This window comes from Staphylococcus aureus (assembly GCF_001027105.1).
In the GTDB taxonomy this organism is placed as follows: domain Bacteria; phylum Bacillota; class Bacilli; order Staphylococcales; family Staphylococcaceae; genus Staphylococcus; species Staphylococcus aureus.
In genome coordinates this window covers 2,213,191-2,232,022 of the sequence record NZ_CP011526.1, presented here as the reverse complement: position 1 = coordinate 2,232,022, position 18,832 = coordinate 2,213,191, and the positions used below count along the sequence as shown (strand labels likewise).

Sequence of the window (18,832 nt, the reverse complement as noted above, 5' to 3'; positions counted from 1 at the left end):
TATATTGACAAATACTATCAAAAAAATAATTTATTTTGATGAACTATCAGCAATGGATTTATTACAGATAGAGAAGAAAGGTAACCTTACTAAAACAGTTCAGTTGATGCATGATGAAAAAGGTAGTGCAAGTGGTGAATCTAAAGTGAACATGGAATTTGGTAAGCAAAGCGCTGTAAAACAAATTTTTGATTCTTTACTTGGGATGTCAGCGAGTGCTTCGGCTAGTGCAGGTATAAATGGAAATATAACTGGAGAGCGAGTAGCCAAAACAATTTTAGAGAATACATTAATATATGATTTTTTGGATACAGTAGAGTTTAGAAAGAAAAAAACTATTATTGATATTTCAGAGGGGTTTAAACTAAATATTCAACAAGATACGATGACATATTTCGCGACTATTACCCCCATAGCAAGTATGTTTGAAGGATCTAAACATCTAGACGAGGAGGAGCTATCATTTGATGTTTCAAAAATGAATGAAGCGATTAGAAGTATTAAAGGCTATTTTGAATTAATAGGAACAAGAGGGAATGAAAACAGAGTTTTTAGATTTAATATAGAATCTTTTAAAAATAACTATAGAATACAAGATTTAAAATTTATGAATTTAACACTCTACTCAGTACTTGTTGGTGAAATAAGCAAAGAAAATCTAAATTACGATAAAGAGTTTGATCTAAATCAAGGTGCCAAACCTAGTGGAATTGGAAAGTTTAAGGGAATTAGATCAGAAGCAACTAAAGAAGATAAATATCAAGTGTATGATGTTATTCTTGCAGGAGTGAAATAAATGGAAATTCATGTTTATACGGGACCGCTTTGTGGATTTAATGAATATATTAATTCTGAAGTTAAAGAATATCACCGCTTCATGGAATTAATCAGAGAATACAATATCATAGTGCGAGCAAGTGATACATTTGGAACTCATGATGTTGACGGTATTTTTGATACTGAGATAGAAAATCTTGTGATATTTTCAAACGACTTTGCTTCTGTAACAACTCATGTTATTACTAATTTTATAAATATCGTTACTTTAGGTAGAAATATTAAGAAAATCTATATTCAGAATCCTCCAAAAAGAGTATTTCAATCACTAAATAGTTTTCACGATTCTGAAATAATAGAAATAAACTATGAATATACAACATTAAAAAAAGATGATGTAATAAATTTTTATAAAGAGCAGATGGCTGGTTCTAAAATAATAGGTCAAACAGACGCTAAAAAACAAATGAGCATAGATTTATATAAACATACTTCCTTAGAAAATAATAAACCGACCGTAATGCTTTACTATGGTCCATCAGGTGTTGGAAAAACAGAATTAGCCAAAGAAATAGCAAAAAAATATAAAGGTAATATCACTAGAATACAATTTTCTATGATGCAGAATGATGAATCTTTTAATTATATCTTTGGAGATGAACATGCCAAAGTATCATTGTCAAAAGATTTAGTAGATCGTGAAACTAATGTTGTTTTAATTGATGAATTTGATAAGGTATTACCAATCTATTACAATGTTTTCTATCAAATGTTTGATGAAGGTATTATTGAAGATGCCAATTATAAAGTAGACGTTTCAAATTGTATTTTCATTCTAACATCTAATTTTAATAGTATTGAAGAAGCAATAGTTAATATTGGAGAACCGGTATTTTCTAGAATAGATTCCTGTATTAAATTTTTATATTTAACACAGGAAGAAAAGCAGAAAGTAATAGAAAATAAATTAAATGAAATACTATCATCTCTAAATGAAAAAGAAAAAAGAATAGTTACCGCATATAACTTGTTAGAGAAATATAAAGAGACAGAAATAGATATCGATAACATTAGGTATTTAAAGAAAATAATAACAAATGATATTTATACAATAATTTTTGAAGATGAATTATTTAATACGGATATTATAGATTAATTTATATGCTTTATATTTTTTTAGTATAAGTTATCTATTAATAAAGTACTATCTATGTAAGGTTGTAAGTAGTATAAGTTAAGAGTTTAATAATTTTAAAATTTAATTAATATATAAAGGTAAATTAAATGAATAATAGTAATTTTTTAAATGTAGAGTTAATAGGTACTAAAATAATAACAATGGAAGACTTTTATAAAATGAAGGAAGAAGAATTTTTCTTAAAATCTAAGCTACCTTTATATTTATATTCCTTCAACTATGTAGATGAATATACAATGAAATTACTTGATAGAGGAAGAATATCTATATTAAATACGAAAACAAATAAAGATTGTATATTTGACATTTCAAAGTATATACATGAGAATATTATATTCAGAAGAGATATATTTGAATTAAATGATATAAGAGATGATGATTTGAAGTATAAAATTAATGGTTACAATATTGAGGTATACTTAAGTGGTGAATTGGAGAAAATTGTAAAACATTTATTCGAAAACAAGTTTGATGTAGAGTATGGTTTTTATATTTTATTTATTAAACCAATATTTGAAATTGTTTTTTCTTCTAACTATGTTAAAGAAGAATTCAATACAAAAATCGAATCATCAGAATATAGAGAGAGCTTAGATAGTTTTAATGAAATTTTAATGAAATATCTAGAAAATGAAATAAATTTCAAAGAAGTATGGAAAAAATATATTGATGAATTATTTAAAAAATTAAATGTTCAAAAATTGTTAATTCATAAAAAAATAGAAAGTTTAATATCCTCGTATGATAAAAAAATATCTGATGATTGTAGTATGTACTCAAAAGTATTTGAACAATATAAAAAAAACGTTGTATTGGATAAAGTATATTACTCTGAAGTTTATAAATATAGTGATAATTTGATAAAAGTATTCTCTGAAGACGTTTGGAACATAATGGGGTATAAAAAATATAATGAATATTTTACAAACAGAGATGATACTACATTAAAAATTACTAATTTATATATTGGGCAATCTTTTGGTACAGAGGGTAATAGAAATGTCATTGATAGAATAGGGAAAGGTCATGAAAAATTACAAGAAATTATGACTTATCAGCCAGAAAATAGAAAGACTGTCTTAATATTTTACAAGATACAGCCTGACAATATTTATATTACAAACCAATATGGTAAAGAGGCTGTGTCTCGATTAAAAAGAATTTTAGAGCAAAGTATACCTAATAAAGAATATATTGATTTATCAGAGATATCATTAATTACATTTTTTAAACCAGAATATAATAAACAACATGTGAATGAGGAGTTTAATTCTTTATCTTCTTCGAAAATAAAGAATTTAGCCAAAGAAAATGATGGTATTATTATTTATTTAAATTTTAAGGATGTTAATTATCAACTGATAAGTGAAGGCAATACTTTTTTTTCTGCAAAACCATATTTGCATTGTGTGTTCAATAAAGATATTTTAAATATGGATAAAGTTGATATAGAAAATTTTTTCAAAAGTATAGAAGTCAAATACAGTAAATAAGATCAATTATTGAATCCACCGACCAGCAGATTTTTTTAAAAAATTAATACCCCGTTAATACCCTTTGCTTCAATTTGATGAAAATCAATGAAATTCAAAATTGAAGAAATCCTTTAATATCAAGGTGTACGACAGTCTATATAATCATGCGAAATTCTAAAATTTTCTGAACGTAAAAAAACAAATTCTTAAAGCAGCTCGTCGTTCACCTCAATTCTCAAAACGTTAATTGTCGGACGATATATATACAAAACACCTCGATGTTATGTCGAGGTGTTTTTTTGCGTTTGTGTGGGGAATATGGAATAGAGTATAAATGAATTAATGTCTCAGGTATAGAATTAATTCAACTATGAATTATTGATTTACACGTATAATTTGTACATGCTTACACAATCAAAAGTGTACATTATTAAATTGTCATTTAGCTTGCGGAGACCGTACGATAGTGTTCTAATAATAGATATTCAAGGGAAAGAGCTATCGGATGATAACCAGATGATAACTCAAGAACCATGATTTAAGAGTGTTATCAAAATAAGGAGTGACTTAATTGAAAGATTCTATATTTTGGAAGAAAGCTTTTATTCCTGTTTATTTTATTGTTGCGATGCTGGTGTTTCTACTTTTTAGGTTTTATATTAAAACAGATAACTTTTCTATATATTTAATGAGTATCTTCTTAATTTGTTTAGGAACTGCTTCTATCATTTATAACTATAAAACCAATCGATAAATATAAGTATGAAATGTATAAGTCACAGTTAGATCTAAGTCTTGCTGTGGCTTTTTATATCTCCATAAAACGACAAATTCAAGCCCGACATAAAACAGCATTTTCAGCCCACCATAAAACGACAATTTCAGCCCGCCATTGACTAAACACCACATCCCAAAAATATCGTAACAATCCTCTACATCAATCAATCCAACATCCCTCATAATCACAACGCACAAAATCTATTCATGCATTTTTGGAATACTTAGTATTACAAATAACGATTTTTATTCATCTAACAAAGGTTATATAATGTACTGAAGGCAATTTTTATGTATTACAAATCTAATCGTACATGTAAAATTTTGATAAACATCATTAATTTTGCGTAACTATCATTAGATTACAAATCACAAAGTAATTACATGTAATACACATCTATACATCACATTTGAAGGGAAATGAATATAAATGACTGATAAAAAGTACACTGCAGCCGATATGGTTATTGATACTTTGAAAAATAATGGGGTAGAATATGTTTTTGGTATTCCGGGTGCAAAGATTGACTATCTATTTAATGCTTTAATTGATGATGGTCCTGAACTTATTGTCACTCGTCATGAACAAAACGCCGCAATGATGGCGCAAGGTATTGGAAGATTAACAGGCAAACCGGGTGTAGTACTTGTTACAAGTGGTCCTGGTGTAAGTAATTTAACTACTGGATTATTAACCGCAACATCTGAAGGGGATCCTGTATTAGCGTTAGGTGGCCAAGTGAAACGTAATGATTTATTACGATTAACGCATCAAAGTATTGATAATGCTGCGCTATTAAAATATTCATCAAAATATAGTGAAGAAGTACAAGATCCTGAATCATTATCAGAAGTTATGACAAATGCAATTCGAATTGCTACTTCAGGAAAAAATGGCGCAAGTTTTATTAGTATTCCGCAAGACGTTATTTCTTCACCAGTTGAATCTAAAGCTATATCACTTTGCCAAAAAACAAATTTAGGAGTACCGAGTGAACAAGATATTAATGATGTCATTGAAGCGATTAAAAATGCATCATTTCCTGTTTTATTAGCTGGTATGAGAAGTTCAAGTGCAGAAGAAACAAATGCCATTCGCAAATTAGTTGAGCGCACGAATTTACCAGTTGTAGAAACATTCCAAGGTGCAGGTGTAATTAGTCGTGAATTAGAAAATCATTTCTTCGGTCGTGTGGGCTTATTCCGCAATCAAGTTGGTGATGAATTATTACGTAAAAGTGATTTAGTTGTTACAATCGGTTATGATCCAATTGAATACGAAGCTAGTAACTGGAATAAAGAATTAGAAACACAAATTATCAATATTGACGAAGTTCAAGCTGAAATTACTAATTATATGCAACCGAAAAAAGAGTTGATTGGTAATATTGCTAAAACGATTGAAATGATTTCTGAAAAAGTGGATGAGCCATTTATAAATCAACAACATTTAGACGAATTAGAACAATTAAGAACACATATTGATGAAGAAACTGGTATTAAAGCGACGCATGAAGAAGGAATTCTACATCCAGTGGAAATTATTGAATCTATGCAAAAGGTATTAACTGATGATACTACTGTAACAGTTGATGTTGGAAGTCACTATATTTGGATGGCACGTAATTTCAGAAGTTACAATCCAAGACATTTATTATTTAGCAATGGTATGCAAACGCTTGGTGTAGCATTACCGTGGGCAATTTCAGCTGCACTTGTGCGCCCTAATACGCAAGTTGTGTCCGTTGCTGGCGATGGTGGCTTTTTATTTTCATCACAAGATTTAGAAACGGCCGTACGTAAAAATTTAAATATCATCCAGCTTATTTGGAATGATGGAAAATATAACATGGTTGAATTCCAAGAAGAAATGAAATATAAACGTTCGTCAGGTGTAGACTTCGGTCCTGTAGATTTTGTAAAATATGCAGAATCATTTGGCGCGAAAGGTTTACGAGTTACTAATCAAGAAGAATTAGAAGCGGCAATTAAAGAGGGCTATGAAACAGATGGTCCAGTATTAATTGATATACCTGTAAATTACAAAGATAATATCAAACTTTCAACAAATATGTTACCTGACGTATTTAACTAAAATAAAGATAAATGTTAAAGAGGAGTGGGAGATTTTATGACTAATGTTTTATACCAACATGGTACATTAGGCACATTAATGGCAGGATTATTAAAAGGAACTGCATCAATAAATGAATTATTGCAACATGGTGACTTAGGTATCGCTACACTAACAGGTTCAAACGGTGAGGTAATCTTTTTAGATGGAAAAGCTTACCATGCAAATGAACATAAAGAATTTGTAGAATTAAAAGGTGACGAGTTAACACCATATGCAACTGTAACTAAATTTGTAGCAGATACAAGCTATGAAACGAAAGATAAATCTTCAGAAGCAGTTTTTGCAGAAATTAAGGAAAAGATGTTGAGTGAAAATTTATTTTCAGCAGTAAAAATTTCAGGCTTATTTAAAAAAATGCATGTACGTATGATGCCGGCTCAAGAACCACCTTATACACGTTTAATCGATTCAGCTAGAAGACAACCTGAACAAACTGAAACGTATGTCAAAGGTTCAGTCGTTGGTTTCTTTACACCAGAATTATTCCATGGTATCGGATCAGCAGGATTTCATGTACACTTTGCGAATGATGATCGTAACTTTGGTGGACATGTCTTAGATTTTGAAGTAGAAGATGTTAAAGTAGAAATCCAAAATATAGAAACATTTGAACAGCATTTTCCAATTCAAGATAAAGATTTCACTAAAGCAAATATTGACTATAAAGATATTGCAGACGAAATTAGAGAAGCTGAATAATGAATCCAGAAATATAATGACGGTTTATGAAAATTGACTTCATAATGCGCGATTTAGAAATGATAGTTTGTAAATATGATTAACCATGACTACAATAGAACAAATATATTTATAATTACGTCTAAGTAATAAAATAAATCCCTTCACTATTAGCAGTAGTGAGGGGATTTATTAGGTTCCAGATATTTGAGATTTGCTGTTATGTTTAGATTATAAATTGTGGTACACACTCATATAAAATTTACTATTGTATAGGCCAATCTGTTACTACGAGAAGCAAACAACAATAATTTACAAGTTCAATAACTAAAAAGACAAACGCCAATTTTTCAGCGCTTGCCCTATAAAACTATTTTCAAATTATTATTTAACTACAATTTGTATCTGTTTGATTGTACTTGGATCAATTGAATTTTTAGCGTCGTCATTTTTCTTTAGATTCACTACTTTTTTATTACCATCATTCAAAGTAAGCGTATAAGTTGCTGTTTGGGCATTATTAATTTTTTCTGTTGTAACACCACGTTGAGAAGCTAATTCATTTTTTACTTTACTGTCAATTTCTTGATAAAGAACATTTTTATTTTCTGGGAAGATAAAGTAAGTTCGATGTAATGCAGTAATACCATCTACTGAAATTGTGTAAGGAACAGTGTGATAACCATCCACAGTCATTTCTTTATAGCCGTTATTACTATCTGCAGATGCTTCGTGACTCGGTAATGCAGCTCCGACCGTTGATAATAATCCCAATGCTAAAGTGGCAGTAACAAATGATTTTAGTTTCATATCTCAATCTCCTTTTCGGGTTGTATGATATTACACTATTTGTATAACACGTTTCATAAAGTTTAAAACATACTTTTTGCATTTTTTATATTTTAATTTTTAGTAATAGTTTTTAACGAGGGATATGACTCGTGCATTTTGAAAAGTGGTAAGCAATGTTTTTAGTTTATAGGGATTGATTAGTTGTATATAATAATCATGAAAAGCATATAGTCGATCTTATACTTTTAATTGAGACTTATAGTGTATTTAAGTTATAGATAAATTCATTAAAATATTATGGGGGAATGAGTATGTCAAAGCGTCTATTATTGTTTGATTTTGATGAAACATATTTTAAACATAATACAAATGAAGAAGATTTAAGTCATTTAAGAGAAATGGAAAAATTGTTGGAAAAACTAACTAATAATAATGAAGTGATCACTGCTGTATTGACAGGAAGTACATTTCAAAGTGTCATGGATAAAATGGATCAAGTTAATATGACGTTTAAACCATTACATATCTTTTCTGATTTGAGTTCTAAAATGTTCACTTGGAATAATGGCGAATATGTTGAATCAGAAACATATAAAAAGAAAGTCTTGAGCGAACCATTTTTATTTGAAGATATTGAAGATATATTACGTCATATTTCTGCGCAATATAATGTCGAATTTATTCCACAAAGAGCATTTGAAGGTAATGAAACACATTATAATTTTTATTTTCATTCAACAGGTAATCACAACAATGATAGTCGTATCCTAGAAGCACTTGTCAGATACGCAAATGACCAAAACTATACAGCGAGATTTAGTCGAAGCAATCCATTAGCTGGTGATCCTGAAAATGCGTATGATATTGACTTCACACCGTCAAATGCTGGAAAATTATATGCTACTCAATTTCTGATGAGGAAATATAATATACCAGTAAAATCAATATTAGGTTTTGGAGATAGCGGCAATGACGAAGCATATTTAAGCTATCTTGAACATGCATATTTGATGTCGAATAGTAGAGATGAAGCATTAAAGCAGAAATTTAGATTAACAAAATATCCATATTATCAAGGGATAACACTGCATGTTAAAGAATTTGTTGAAGGTAAGTATGATTATTGATTAGTTGAGTGATATGTATACTTTTTAAGTGCAAATATTAATATTTAAGGGATGATTAGAAAATATGGTGAATCGACTACACTTTAGCTTTAAAAAATTATTTATATGTTGATTTATCCAATTAAGTGTAGACGATTCAGGTAGCGCAAAAATGACGCAGGAACTGGAGAAAGAATTGATACCAAAATTAATATAATAGGTTAAGTATATATGAATAAAACAAACTTTGGGGCTTATTTAAATAAAAGTAAGAGCAGGAAAATATATAAGATTTTTGATCAAAATTTGAAGCGAGAGTTTAGTTATTGGCAGTTTAGGAAACTTTTCAAATCTTATACAAGGCAGTCTGATGTACATGAATTAAAAGTGTGTACTCAAAATGATGGTACTATTGAGCAAATATGGATAGATGAAGCAAATCAATTTGGAGTGTCAGTGACTTGGAAAGATAATAGTATTATCGGATTTGTTATGCGTCCGTTAATTAATTATGATGCGATTAAGAATGAAACGACTTTAAAATACGCAGTGCCGACAACAGATTGCTATGAGATTTTTTGGGGTGGAGATAATGAATTATATAATTATCACTATTTATACCCACATCAAAGGTATGCTATTGATTTAGTTATTAAAGAAAATCATAAAACATATAAGAATCAAGGAAAAGTAAATACTGATTATTTTTGTTTTGGAAAAGATATCATTGCGCCAGCAAATGGTACAGTTGAAAAAGTAGTGAATGGGGTTCAAGACAACAGTATTGGAAGTACGAATGAATCACAGTTTTTAGGAAATTATATTGTAATTAAGCACGCAGAAAATGAGTATAGCTTAATAGCTCATTTACACCAATATTCAATCATTGTGAATGAGGGGCAAAATGTTAAATATGGTGATATCATTGGGAAGGTTGGGAATTCTGGCAATTCTACTGAACCTCATATACATTTTCAAGTAATGAATGATAAGAATATTGAAGCATGTACATCTTTAAAAATTCGATTTATAAATAATCGAGAACTTATCAAAGGGGATGTGGTCTGCGGATTACAAGCTGAATGATGGCGATACTTATAAAATCTCGACACTATAAAAATGGTATAGTGTCGAGATTTTCTTGCTTATTTAGTTAATTCAAAGTGCACGCCGGATTCATTAGAAGTCGACGTATTTTTGTTTGTAATAGAGTAACCGGTCATTGAAATTTTAGATTCAATATCTGAAGCGGAATTTGTAGATTCAGGATTATAGAAGCTACATTCATAAGTGTTATCATCTTTCTTTTTAAGTATAAACATACCTTTGGCTTTAACTTCGACTTTAGTGTTGTTAATGTCAAAAGTTTGAGTGCTATTACTATAATTAACACCAGCCCAAACCGATTCATTATCTTTCACAACGTGGAAGTCATCTTCTTGCTTAACGACAGTTACTTCATCTTTTTTTGTCTTAAAGACATCTTTAGATAAGCCTGGATACAACACATATCCATATTTATTGTCAGAATTAGAATGCTTTTGAGTTACTTCATAATACTCATCAGTTTTTTGTGTATCCTTTTGACTTTTATTTATTTCTTTCCACTTACCAGTATGACTTTCTTTTTTTACAGTTATTTTCGGTTTGTTTAAAAAATGATAACCGATGTTCTTTTTGGTATCTGTGGACTCTAAAAAGACTGAATTGTTTTCCTGATTATCAGAATTGGTTGTTTGTTTATCGTCTGTATATAACGTATACCCATTCGCTTTGCGATTTTCAATCGTTGTAACTGGATTCTTTGATGAATCAGTACTTTTAATGCCAGTTCCTAAGAAGACAATTTTATCGTTTAATATGAAATATGATTTTTTGGCAGTTAAAGTTTTGTCCTGATTTTCAAAATCCATTCCGATACTAGCATGTTGGTCATCAACTTTTGTTCCGCCAACAAAAGTTTTACTCGACTTTTTATCATCCGTATCTTTTAATATTTCATTGTCTAAAGTTGTTGTACCTGATAAACGTTTCATATCGGCTGTCACCCAGAAGTTATCATGATAGTGTTTGACATCGCTGTTATATAAATAAGACATTCCAGCACCAGTGTGCCAACCTTTTAAATTCTCTCCGTTGATACTTTCATAGCGTGCTACGTTTTTCGACGTCATACTTAAACCAAATGCAAAGTCTAAGTCTTTGTTATGATAGGTGACACGATCCATGTCATTATATATTTTAAGTTGTTGTGTTAATCCGTTTTTAGAAATACTGTTATCTGTCATTAAAGACTTCATTTTATCTATGTCCGAATATGAATTTAAATAATCATTTTGTTTATAACTTGAATCTGACTCTACTGAAGATTTGACAATCTTTTTATACTTAGCTTTTGTTGAATCATCCATGGCATCACTTAATCTCAACAATGATTTCATTACTGTTGCAGATGCTGAGTGACTGGTTTCATTTTCACGACTGATAGCTCTACCTCGTGATAAATCCATCATTTCACCTTTATAAATGAGTGGCATAAATCCGTCGTCAATCCATGACTTTAAGGTTGTATCATTTTGGGTTTTATCATTAAAAGGTGTTTCTTTTATCATCGGCATCATTTGAGAAATCCCCTCTAAGAGTACAACGCCATAAGCACCAGTGTATGGAACGTCTTGATGATCAATGTAAGAGCCATCTTTATAAAATCCATTACGTTCTTTACCAGTGGCAGAATCTTGAACGTAAGTGAAGACTTTATTAAATGAATCTATAGACTTTTTCATCATATCTTTATCTTCTTCGATAATACATTCTAAAAGTTTCACCTTAGAAATGTCTACTAGATTTCCGCCTTTAGCAAGTTCAGCTTTTCCTACAGAAGATAATATTTTGTCACTATCTGGGGCGAAAGTTTTAATAGGGGCAGTGAATTTTTTCTTTTCTTCATTTGAAAATTGATCATTCAGCAATATAAGCGTATTTGTTAATGATTTAGGTGTTCCAATTTCATAATCCCACCAATTTAAGTTGGTATTCTTGCCAGTTGTTTTAGTAAAATTCTCACTTAATTCTTTTACTTTTTTATCTGGTTCTTTTCCATATGCATTTTTATGCAGCCACTCAAGGGCATCTTTCACTTTCTTCTTATTTTCGTCAGTATTTAAAGTGGTTTTAGGATTCCTCATCGCTTCTGCGATTTTCTCAATATTACGATAGGTACGAGTCATATGAGAAGAATTAGTTTCAAGGGTTTCCGCTCCTGACCACAAGTATTTCCTACCACTTTCAGTTTTCATTTCCTTGAGTAAATTCGTCGCCTCTTTCTCTGTAGCATCAAACTTCTTCTTCATATCTGGATTATTCTCATCATACTTATCATAACCATAGTTAACGTCCAGCCATGTGTTCCTCAATTTTTCATAATCTGGCGTTTGAACATTCGTATCAGCCACAGCGATTTGATGTTTATCAACACTTCTGAATTCACCACCATTCAAAGTAATCACACCAGCCATTAATAACGTAATGGTGGATAATTTTTGCCATTTCTTTATTCTATATGTCATTGACATGTCTCCTTTTTGTGTTGCGCGTGCGCAATGAATATTATGATTAAATAATGATTCAATTTTTCAAAATTCGTTAACGTATACAAATGACTGTCTACTGTCAAACAATCCACAAAGAATGTTGATGCATATAAACAATCGATCACCCAAATTTTCCGCATCACCCAAAAATTGCAACTAAAATAATTTTCAAAAAATTAAATATTATCAATCTTAGTGATTATATCATTTTAAATATTTAAGTTATACAATTTTTAAAGTAATTAAAAACGATGAAATGTAAAATGTTAAAAAAGAGACAAATTTAAATTTGAGTAATAAAATAAGAAGTATTCAAACGAAGATGACAATATATAAAGCAACATTACTTTAGACGACCAAACATAACTGAAAGGATAGTCGCAATGAAAACTAAAGAAGTCGTAGCGCTCATGAATATATCTCAAGACACTTTAAGATATTATGAAAAGGTTGGTGTGATTCCACCAGTTAATCGAGATGAAAATGGATATAGAATATATAATGATAGTGATTTAAATTGGATTTATTTAGTGAAAAATTTGCGAAATGCAGGCGTCAGTATTGAATCGCTTATCGAATTTTGCAGGTTAGCGCAGCTTCCTAAAAATGAAAATATTCAAGCACAGCAAAAGCAAATTTTAAATAAGCAACTCGAAGAATTAAATGAAAACTTAAAGACAATTCATGATGCGAGAGATTTACTACAATATAAAATTGATAATTATGATAATCATATTGCTAAAATCAATGCTAGTGATAATTATGATGACAATGTTGAACGTCTTTGGGAGAGAAAGTAAACCTATGGCTTGCTATAGAGTTCGCTCCATGGTTTATAGTGGACATACAAGATAAAGGAGGTTCATTTTATGAATCATATTGAAATAAGTAAAGATGTAAAGATACCAGTATTAGGTTTCGGAGTATTTCAAATTCCTCAAGAACAAACAGCAGAAGCGGTTAAAGAAGCAATTAAAGCGGGTTATAGACATATTGATACAGCACAAAGTTATTTAAATGAAACTGAAGTAGGTCAAGGTATTGAAGCTTCAGGTATTGATAGAAGTGAACTATTCATTACGACTAAAGTATGGATTGAAAATGTTAACTATGAAGATACTATCAAATCAATCGAACGATCATTACAACGATTAAATTTGGACTATCTTGATCTAGTGCTTATTCACCAACCTTACAATGACGTATATGGCTCATGGCGTGCATTAGAAGAGTTAAAAGAAAATGGTAAAATTAAAGCAATCGGTGTATCTAACTTCGGCGTTGATCGAATTGTAGATTTAGGTATTCACAATCAAATTCAACCACAAGTGAACCAAATAGAAATTAATCCATTCCATCAACAAGAAGAACAAGTTGCAGCACTTCAACAAGAAAATGTTGTGGTAGAAGCTTGGGCACCATTTGCAGAAGGTAAAAATCAATTATTCCAAAATCAATTGTTGCAGGCCATTGCAGATAAATACAACAAATCAATTGCACAAGTTATTTTACGCTGGTTAGTAGAACGTGACATTGTTGTACTCGCAAAATCAGTAAATCCAGAACGTATGGCTCAAAACTTAGATATATTTGATTTTGAACTTACAGAAGAAGATAAACAACAAATTGCGACATTAGAAGAAAGTAATAGCCAATTTTTCTCACATGCTGATCCAGAGATGATTAAAGCACTTACAAGCAGAGAATTAGATGTTTAATCATAATATAACAAAGTAAATCATTTACATTACACTAACCTGAAACTTGGATGTTAAAGTCTATGTTTCAGGTTATTTTTTACTCTTAAAAAGTGAAAGGAGCAAGCAAATAAGTTATTATATATTTTTATATTATGTAATAACGTAACTAAGGTTATAATTAGATAATTAATATGTCTTGGAATTAATTATTTAATAAGTTGTATAGCAGGTGGCGATATGAGATATATACACTTTTCTATTATTACATTAATTACAGGTATCATTATGCATATTACAATGTACTTTGTACCATTTGAATCTCGGAAAATGCCACTATTTATGACGATAATTTTTACAATCTAAAAGCAGTAAAGACTCATAATATAACCAAAAACATTAATAAAAGTTTGTTAAATGATAAGGGGATGAGTATTGGTGAATTTACTCAAAAGGTTTAAGGGAAAAATCCTACCTGGAGAGATTCAAAAACTAAATGGACTATTTCCAAAAATAAAGGGCAATCACATGGTGGTTCTTATTGGAAGTTAATAAATAACAAAGGAAAAAGAATAGCTTCTTTAACTAAAGAAGGAAAAATCTTAAGGGAATAAGGTGTTGTAAATTATGTGCTTTGATATAAATAATTTGGATATAAAAAAGTTGAATTTTAGAAAGGTAAAAAACGCAATTCATTTAAGTTTAAGTGGCGATAAATACCAGTTTTTGGAGGACGGTAAAACTATCAATAATACTTATTTTTTAGCTGTATATGATAATGCAATAAACATTTTTGAAGATTTGTTTTCGCCTTCTGATTCTATAAATTTGGTTCATGTAGTATATGTTTATAGTGAACCTTATAAGAAAACAAATGTTATAAAAAAATTTACATCGTTAACAATAGATGAATTGTATTACTTTAAAGAATATAAAAAGGAGAAGGATGATAATATTTTGTGCGAGGAGTTTTCATATAAGTGTTCCATAAAAGATATAAAATATAAAAAATTATTAAAAGCTATATCCAATCAAGACTTTAAAGGGTTAGTTCCAAATATCAATCAGAATGATAATTATTCTGAAATATATATAATTAACAATACTAAAAACTTAATATATCATTTATATGATGATAGAGGTCTATGGCTAGCTTTTAATAATAATGAAGATTATGCAAGATATTCTGAAAAATATAATGATTTAATATCGGAATTTGATAATGAAGATATCTAATTTTTTAATATTCGTAGCTTTTATTTTTCTACTTATTTTATGTTTATTTTTAATCTTACAAATGACAAACCATTAAAAGTAGCATCCCAACATCAAACAAAAAAACAATTCATCAAATAAAAATCGCTACAAAACCAAGTCATTAAACACGCAATAATTAAAATTTTCCACTCATTATAATTCTGAATTCCAAATGTCGAATTCCGAAAACCAAACTCCAAATTCCAAAAACGCAACTCCAAAATTAAAAGCATTTCCCTACCATTCGGGAAATGCTTTTTACATACTGATTACTCTGTCATTAATGATTTTACAACGGAAACCATGTCGTCATGTATGACCAAAGTAGCGTCGCTATCATAAGGTGTTCGATCTTTATTGATAATAATTAAATTGTCGCCTTTAAAATGTGATATTAATCCTGCGGCAGGTTGTACAACGAGTGATGAACCTAGTACAACAAGGGTGTCAGCATGTTCAATTTTATTTAATGCCCTTATGATGGTAGGTTGATCTAACATTTCACCGTATAATACGATGTCCGGTCGAATGGCACCACCACAATTATCACAATGTTTCAAAGTTCTATCAATAACATCTGACTTCGTATAAGATTTATGACATACATTACAATAAAAACGATTTAACGTGCCATGTAATTCATCAACATGTTGACTTCCAGCGTCTGAGTGCAAACCATCGATATTTTGCGTGATGACACCTAAAGATTGTTGATTACGTTCTAATTTTGCAATCCAATCATGAACGATATTGGGCATCGTATCGACAAATAGTAAGCGCTTATGGCAGAAATTGATAAAACCTTCAGGATCATCTTCTAAATAATCACGGCTTAACAAGTATTCTGGCGAAAGCCCATCTTTTGAAATTTCATCAAATAAGCCACCCATTGAACGGAAATCTGGAACGCCACTTGCGACAGATACACCAGCACCTGTAAAAAATGTAATACGATTCGAACTATCTATAATATGTTTTAGTGTCTCTAAATCATGTTTCAAGTTAAACACCCCATCAAAATAATGAATGATTTATAACGTCTTTTACTTTTATTATAGTATATTCATTTTACGATTATCAAAAGCGCAGTTTAAACAGTTCTTTTTAAAAATGAATTATACATATAATCGAACAGTTAAATTATATTAGTTTTTACGCAATTTTTATTATAGAATAAGCATGTATATTAAAATTGATGTCTAAACATAAAGGATAATGACCCATCGCCTAAATAAAGGAGGCAATTTTACATTGAATAAACATGAACGTTTGGACGAAATTGCTAAACTAGTGAATAAAAAGGGCACGATAAGAACGAATGAAATCGTCGAAGGTTTAAATGTGTCTGATATGACAGTTCGAAGAGATTTAATTGAATTGGAAAATAAAGGGATTTTAACGAAGATTCATGGTGGTGCACGCAGTAATTCAACATTTCAGTATAAAGAAATATCGCATAAAGAAAAACATACCCGTCAAATTGCAGAAAAACGATTTATAGCTAAAAAAGCTGCATCATTAATTGAAGATGGGGATACTTTGTTTTTCGGACCAGGAACAACAGTGGAACTATTAGCAGAAGAAGTCAATCATCATACGCTCACAATTATTACGAATTGTTTGCCGGTGTATAAAATTTTGTTAGAAAAACAAACAGCACATTTTCGTGTCTATTTAATTGGTGGTGAAATGCGCCATATTACAGAAGCATTTGTAGGTGAAATGGCGAACGCCATGTTGGAAAAACTAAGATTTAGCAAGATGTTCTTTAGTAGTAACGCAGTAAATAAAGGTGCTGTGATGACATCTACATTAGATGAAGCCTATACGCAACAACTGGCACTAAGTAATTCAATTGAAAAATACTTGTTAATCGATCATACGAAAGTTGGCAAAGAAGATTTTACATCATTTTGTCAGTTAAACGAATTGACTGCAGTGGTCATGGACTATGAAGATGAAGAAAAAGTAGAAACGATTAAAACATATATTGAAGTAGTCGACTAAATTAAAAGTATAACTGCATTGTTAAAATATGTATCTATATGCTCATAAGTGAATGTGAATTTGCATTCATTTATGGGCTATTTTTTATGCAAATTTATGTCAACGGGAACCTCGACAAAGTTTTACTACAATTTCAGACGAATACCTAATTAAAACAACACCACAATATGAATGTTCACTTATTGTTTGAAAATACGTCATAAACAAACATATTATAAACATATTATGTTGATTTATTGTTTGTTTATGTTTATAATTTAAACGTAATCAAATTGAAAGCCTTTTCTCAAGATTTTCATAACCTACAAATAAATATGTCACATTTTAAGAAAGGTATTTCAAAATTAAAGTAAAAAGGAGTCTTATTATGGCGATTATTATTGGTTCAGATGAAGCTGGCAAACGATTAAAAGAAGTCATCAAATCATACTTATTAGACAATAAATATGATGTTGTTGACGTAACAGAAGGACAGGAAGTTGACTTTGTTGATGCAACTTTGGCTGTAGCAAAAGATGTTCAAAGTCAAGAAGGTAACTTAGGTATTGTTATCGATGCATTTGGTGCAGGTAGCTTTATGGTTGCTACAAAAATCAAAGGCATGATTGCTGCTGAAGTATCAGATGAACGCTCTGGATATATGACTAGAGGCCATAACAATTCAAGAATGATCACTATGGGATCTGAAATTGTTGGAGACACATTAGCGAAAAATGTCGTTAAAGGTTTTGTTGAAGGTAAATACGATGGTGGTAGACACCAAATCCGCGTAGATATGCTTAATAAAATGTGCTAAGGAGGAAAAATTACTATGAAGATTGCATTAGGATGCGACCATATTGTTACAGATACAAAAATGCGTGTATCTGAATTTTTAAAATCAAAAGGACATGAAGTCATTGACGTAGGAACATACGATTTCACAAGAACACATTATCCAATTTTTGGTAAAAAAGTTGGCGAACAAGTTGTTAGCGGTAATGCAGACTTAGGTGTTTGTATTTGTGGAACAGGTGTTGGTATTAACAATGCTGTAAATAAAGTACCTGGCGTTCGTTCAGCACTAGTACGTGATATGACATCAGCGTTATACGCTAAAGAAGAATTAAATGCGAACGTTATTGGCTTCGGTGGACGTATTATAGGTGAGTTATTAATGTGCGATATTATCGATGCATTTATTAATGCTGAATATAAACCAACTGAAGAGAACAAAAAATTAATCGCTAAAATTAAACATTTAGAAACAAGCAATGCAGATCAAGCTGATCCACATTTCTTTGATGAATTCTTAGAAAAATGGGACAGAGGCGAATACCACGATTAAGGGACGACACA

General features: G+C 30.3%; 21 protein-coding genes and 1 pseudogene. 16 read left to right on the top strand and 6 right to left on the bottom strand.

The features are described 5' to 3' along the window. Nucleotides 1-28 precede the first annotated feature (28 nt). The 4 genes from AA076_RS11275 (at nucleotide 29) to AA076_RS11260 (ending at nucleotide 4,204) form a co-directional block, all read left to right on the top strand. Nucleotides 29-796, top strand: a complete 768-nt coding sequence (locus AA076_RS11275; RefSeq protein WP_418356866.1) for a DUF6414 family protein — start codon at nucleotides 29-31, stop codon at nucleotides 794-796. Continuing rightward, on the top strand, nucleotides 797-1,933 hold the full coding sequence (locus AA076_RS11270; RefSeq protein ID WP_000402465.1) for an AAA family ATPase: 1,137 nt from the start codon (nucleotides 797-799) through the stop codon (nucleotides 1,931-1,933). It abuts the gene before it with no gap. A gap of 128 nt (nucleotides 1,934-2,061) precedes the next feature. Then, nucleotides 2,062-3,468 (top strand): hypothetical protein, encoded by a 1,407-nt coding sequence (locus AA076_RS11265; RefSeq protein ID WP_001549616.1) that lies wholly within the window; start codon nucleotides 2,062-2,064, stop codon nucleotides 3,466-3,468. A 553-nt stretch (nucleotides 3,469-4,021) separates the two neighbouring features. Next, nucleotides 4,022-4,204, top strand: coding sequence for a hypothetical protein (locus tag AA076_RS11260; protein ID WP_000655244.1), 183 nt, complete (start codon nucleotides 4,022-4,024; stop codon nucleotides 4,202-4,204). On the opposite strand, the gene AA076_RS11255 is transcribed toward AA076_RS11260, so the two are convergent. Continuing rightward, nucleotides 4,186-4,425, bottom strand: a complete 240-nt coding sequence (locus tag AA076_RS11255; protein ID WP_001797632.1) for a hypothetical protein — start codon at nucleotides 4,423-4,425, stop codon at nucleotides 4,186-4,188. The genes AA076_RS11260 and AA076_RS11255 overlap by 19 nt on opposite strands. Nucleotides 4,426-4,657: 232 nt before the next feature. On the opposite strand from AA076_RS11255, the gene alsS reads away from it, so the two are divergent. Then, nucleotides 4,658-6,322 (top strand): acetolactate synthase AlsS, encoded by a 1,665-nt coding sequence (alsS, locus tag AA076_RS11250; RefSeq protein ID WP_000130156.1) that lies wholly within the window; start codon nucleotides 4,658-4,660, stop codon nucleotides 6,320-6,322. A gap of 36 nt (nucleotides 6,323-6,358) precedes the next feature. Continuing rightward, the gene (budA, locus tag AA076_RS11245) at nucleotides 6,359-7,063 is read left to right on the top strand and encodes an acetolactate decarboxylase (protein ID WP_000186134.1); all 705 of its coding nucleotides are present in this window, start codon (nucleotides 6,359-6,361) and stop codon (nucleotides 7,061-7,063) included. Nucleotides 7,064-7,426: 363 nt separating this feature from the next. Here budA and AA076_RS11240 read toward each other — a convergent pair whose 3' ends face one another. Next, complete coding sequence (locus tag AA076_RS11240; protein ID WP_001549607.1) at nucleotides 7,427-7,852, bottom strand: MAP domain-containing protein; 426 nt, start codon at nucleotides 7,850-7,852, stop codon at nucleotides 7,427-7,429. A gap of 293 nt (nucleotides 7,853-8,145) precedes the next feature. Between AA076_RS11240 and AA076_RS11235 the strand changes: the two genes are divergently transcribed. After that, nucleotides 8,146-8,961: an HAD-IIB family hydrolase gene (locus tag AA076_RS11235; protein WP_000044363.1), complete on the top strand. Its 816-nt coding sequence runs from the start codon at nucleotides 8,146-8,148 to the stop codon at nucleotides 8,959-8,961. 210 nt (nucleotides 8,962-9,171) lie between these two features. Next, nucleotides 9,172-10,026 carry a M23 family metallopeptidase gene (locus AA076_RS11230; RefSeq protein WP_001044432.1) on the top strand — a complete coding sequence of 285 codons (855 nt, stop codon included), beginning with the start codon at nucleotides 9,172-9,174 and terminating at the stop codon, nucleotides 10,024-10,026. A 59-nt stretch (nucleotides 10,027-10,085) separates the two neighbouring features. On the opposite strand, the gene hysA is transcribed toward AA076_RS11230, so the two are convergent. Continuing rightward, a complete protein-coding gene (gene hysA / locus AA076_RS11225) occupies nucleotides 10,086-12,509 on the bottom strand; it encodes a hyaluronate lyase HysA (RefSeq protein ID WP_000222239.1) in 2,424 nt (807 codons plus the stop codon). After that, nucleotides 12,506-12,673 carry a hypothetical protein gene (locus tag AA076_RS15475; RefSeq protein WP_001790107.1) on the bottom strand — a complete coding sequence of 56 codons (168 nt, stop codon included), beginning with the start codon at nucleotides 12,671-12,673 and terminating at the stop codon, nucleotides 12,506-12,508. Before AA076_RS15475 ends, hysA begins: the two co-directional genes overlap by 4 nt. Nucleotides 12,674-12,916: 243 nt before the next feature. On the opposite strand from AA076_RS15475, the gene AA076_RS11215 reads away from it, so the two are divergent. The 5 genes and pseudogenes from AA076_RS11215 (at nucleotide 12,917) to AA076_RS11200 (ending at nucleotide 15,466) form a co-directional block, all read left to right on the top strand. After that, a complete protein-coding gene (locus tag AA076_RS11215; RefSeq protein WP_000850011.1) occupies nucleotides 12,917-13,333 on the top strand; it encodes a MerR family transcriptional regulator in 417 nt (138 codons plus the stop codon). Between the two features lie 69 nt (nucleotides 13,334-13,402). Continuing rightward, nucleotides 13,403-14,251 carry an aldo/keto reductase gene (locus AA076_RS11210; protein WP_001015500.1) on the top strand — a complete coding sequence of 283 codons (849 nt, stop codon included), beginning with the start codon at nucleotides 13,403-13,405 and terminating at the stop codon, nucleotides 14,249-14,251. A gap of 219 nt (nucleotides 14,252-14,470) precedes the next feature. Then, a complete protein-coding gene (locus AA076_RS15470; RefSeq protein WP_001549596.1) occupies nucleotides 14,471-14,596 on the top strand; it encodes a hypothetical protein in 126 nt (41 codons plus the stop codon). Nucleotides 14,597-14,607: 11 nt separating this feature from the next. After that, nucleotides 14,608-14,844 (top strand): annotated as a pseudogene (locus AA076_RS16095) (SAR2788 family putative toxin); the annotation flags it as partial. 13 nt (nucleotides 14,845-14,857) lie between these two features. Then, nucleotides 14,858-15,466, top strand: coding sequence for a DUF3885 domain-containing protein (locus AA076_RS11200; RefSeq protein ID WP_000333465.1), 609 nt, complete (start codon nucleotides 14,858-14,860; stop codon nucleotides 15,464-15,466). A 92-nt stretch (nucleotides 15,467-15,558) separates the two neighbouring features. On the opposite strand, the gene AA076_RS15465 is transcribed toward AA076_RS11200, so the two are convergent. Next, nucleotides 15,559-15,720 carry a hypothetical protein gene (locus tag AA076_RS15465; protein ID WP_001791678.1) on the bottom strand — a complete coding sequence of 54 codons (162 nt, stop codon included), beginning with the start codon at nucleotides 15,718-15,720 and terminating at the stop codon, nucleotides 15,559-15,561. A gap of 36 nt (nucleotides 15,721-15,756) precedes the next feature. Continuing rightward, a complete protein-coding gene (locus AA076_RS11190) occupies nucleotides 15,757-16,497 on the bottom strand; it encodes an NAD-dependent protein deacylase (protein WP_001549592.1) in 741 nt (246 codons plus the stop codon). A gap of 241 nt (nucleotides 16,498-16,738) precedes the next feature. Between AA076_RS11190 and AA076_RS11185 the strand changes: the two genes are divergently transcribed. The 3 genes from AA076_RS11185 (at nucleotide 16,739) to lacB (ending at nucleotide 18,821) form a co-directional block, all read left to right on the top strand. Continuing rightward, the gene (locus AA076_RS11185) at nucleotides 16,739-17,494 is read left to right on the top strand and encodes a DeoR/GlpR family DNA-binding transcription regulator (RefSeq protein ID WP_001032739.1); all 756 of its coding nucleotides are present in this window, start codon (nucleotides 16,739-16,741) and stop codon (nucleotides 17,492-17,494) included. Nucleotides 17,495-17,861: 367 nt separating this feature from the next. Beyond that, entirely contained in the window at nucleotides 17,862-18,290 is a 429-nt protein-coding gene (lacA, locus tag AA076_RS16050; RefSeq protein WP_000974608.1) for a galactose-6-phosphate isomerase subunit LacA, read from the top strand. A gap of 15 nt (nucleotides 18,291-18,305) precedes the next feature. Next, the gene (lacB, locus tag AA076_RS16045) at nucleotides 18,306-18,821 is read left to right on the top strand and encodes a galactose-6-phosphate isomerase subunit LacB (RefSeq protein ID WP_000684746.1); all 516 of its coding nucleotides are present in this window, start codon (nucleotides 18,306-18,308) and stop codon (nucleotides 18,819-18,821) included. Nucleotides 18,822-18,832: the final 11 nt, after the last annotated feature.

Coding starts and splice junctions, on each gene's coding strand:
- alsS (WP_000130156.1), top strand. CDS start 4,658: ATGACTGATAAAAAGTACACTGCAGCCGATATGGTTATTGATACTTTG.
- AA076_RS15465 (WP_001791678.1), bottom strand. CDS start 15,720: ATGCTTTTAATTTTGGAGTTGCGTTTTTGGAATTTGGAGTTTGGTTTT.
- budA (WP_000186134.1), top strand. CDS start 6,359: ATGACTAATGTTTTATACCAACATGGTACATTAGGCACATTAATGGCA.
- hysA (WP_000222239.1), bottom strand. CDS start 12,509: ATGACATATAGAATAAAGAAATGGCAAAAATTATCCACCATTACGTTA.
- AA076_RS11210 (WP_001015500.1), top strand. CDS start 13,403: ATGAATCATATTGAAATAAGTAAAGATGTAAAGATACCAGTATTAGGT.
- AA076_RS11230 (WP_001044432.1), top strand. CDS start 9,172: ATGAATAAAACAAACTTTGGGGCTTATTTAAATAAAAGTAAGAGCAGG.
- AA076_RS11235 (WP_000044363.1), top strand. CDS start 8,146: ATGTCAAAGCGTCTATTATTGTTTGATTTTGATGAAACATATTTTAAA.
- AA076_RS11215 (WP_000850011.1), top strand. CDS start 12,917: ATGAAAACTAAAGAAGTCGTAGCGCTCATGAATATATCTCAAGACACT.
- lacB (WP_000684746.1), top strand. CDS start 18,306: ATGAAGATTGCATTAGGATGCGACCATATTGTTACAGATACAAAAATG.
- lacA (WP_000974608.1), top strand. CDS start 17,862: ATGGCGATTATTATTGGTTCAGATGAAGCTGGCAAACGATTAAAAGAA.
- AA076_RS11200 (WP_000333465.1), top strand. CDS start 14,858: ATGTGCTTTGATATAAATAATTTGGATATAAAAAAGTTGAATTTTAGA.
- AA076_RS11240 (WP_001549607.1), bottom strand. CDS start 7,852: ATGAAACTAAAATCATTTGTTACTGCCACTTTAGCATTGGGATTATTA.
- AA076_RS15475 (WP_001790107.1), bottom strand. CDS start 12,673: ATGCGGAAAATTTGGGTGATCGATTGTTTATATGCATCAACATTCTTT.
- AA076_RS15470 (WP_001549596.1), top strand. CDS start 14,471: ATGAGATATATACACTTTTCTATTATTACATTAATTACAGGTATCATT.
- AA076_RS11270 (WP_000402465.1), top strand. CDS start 797: ATGGAAATTCATGTTTATACGGGACCGCTTTGTGGATTTAATGAATAT.
- AA076_RS11265 (WP_001549616.1), top strand. CDS start 2,062: ATGAATAATAGTAATTTTTTAAATGTAGAGTTAATAGGTACTAAAATA.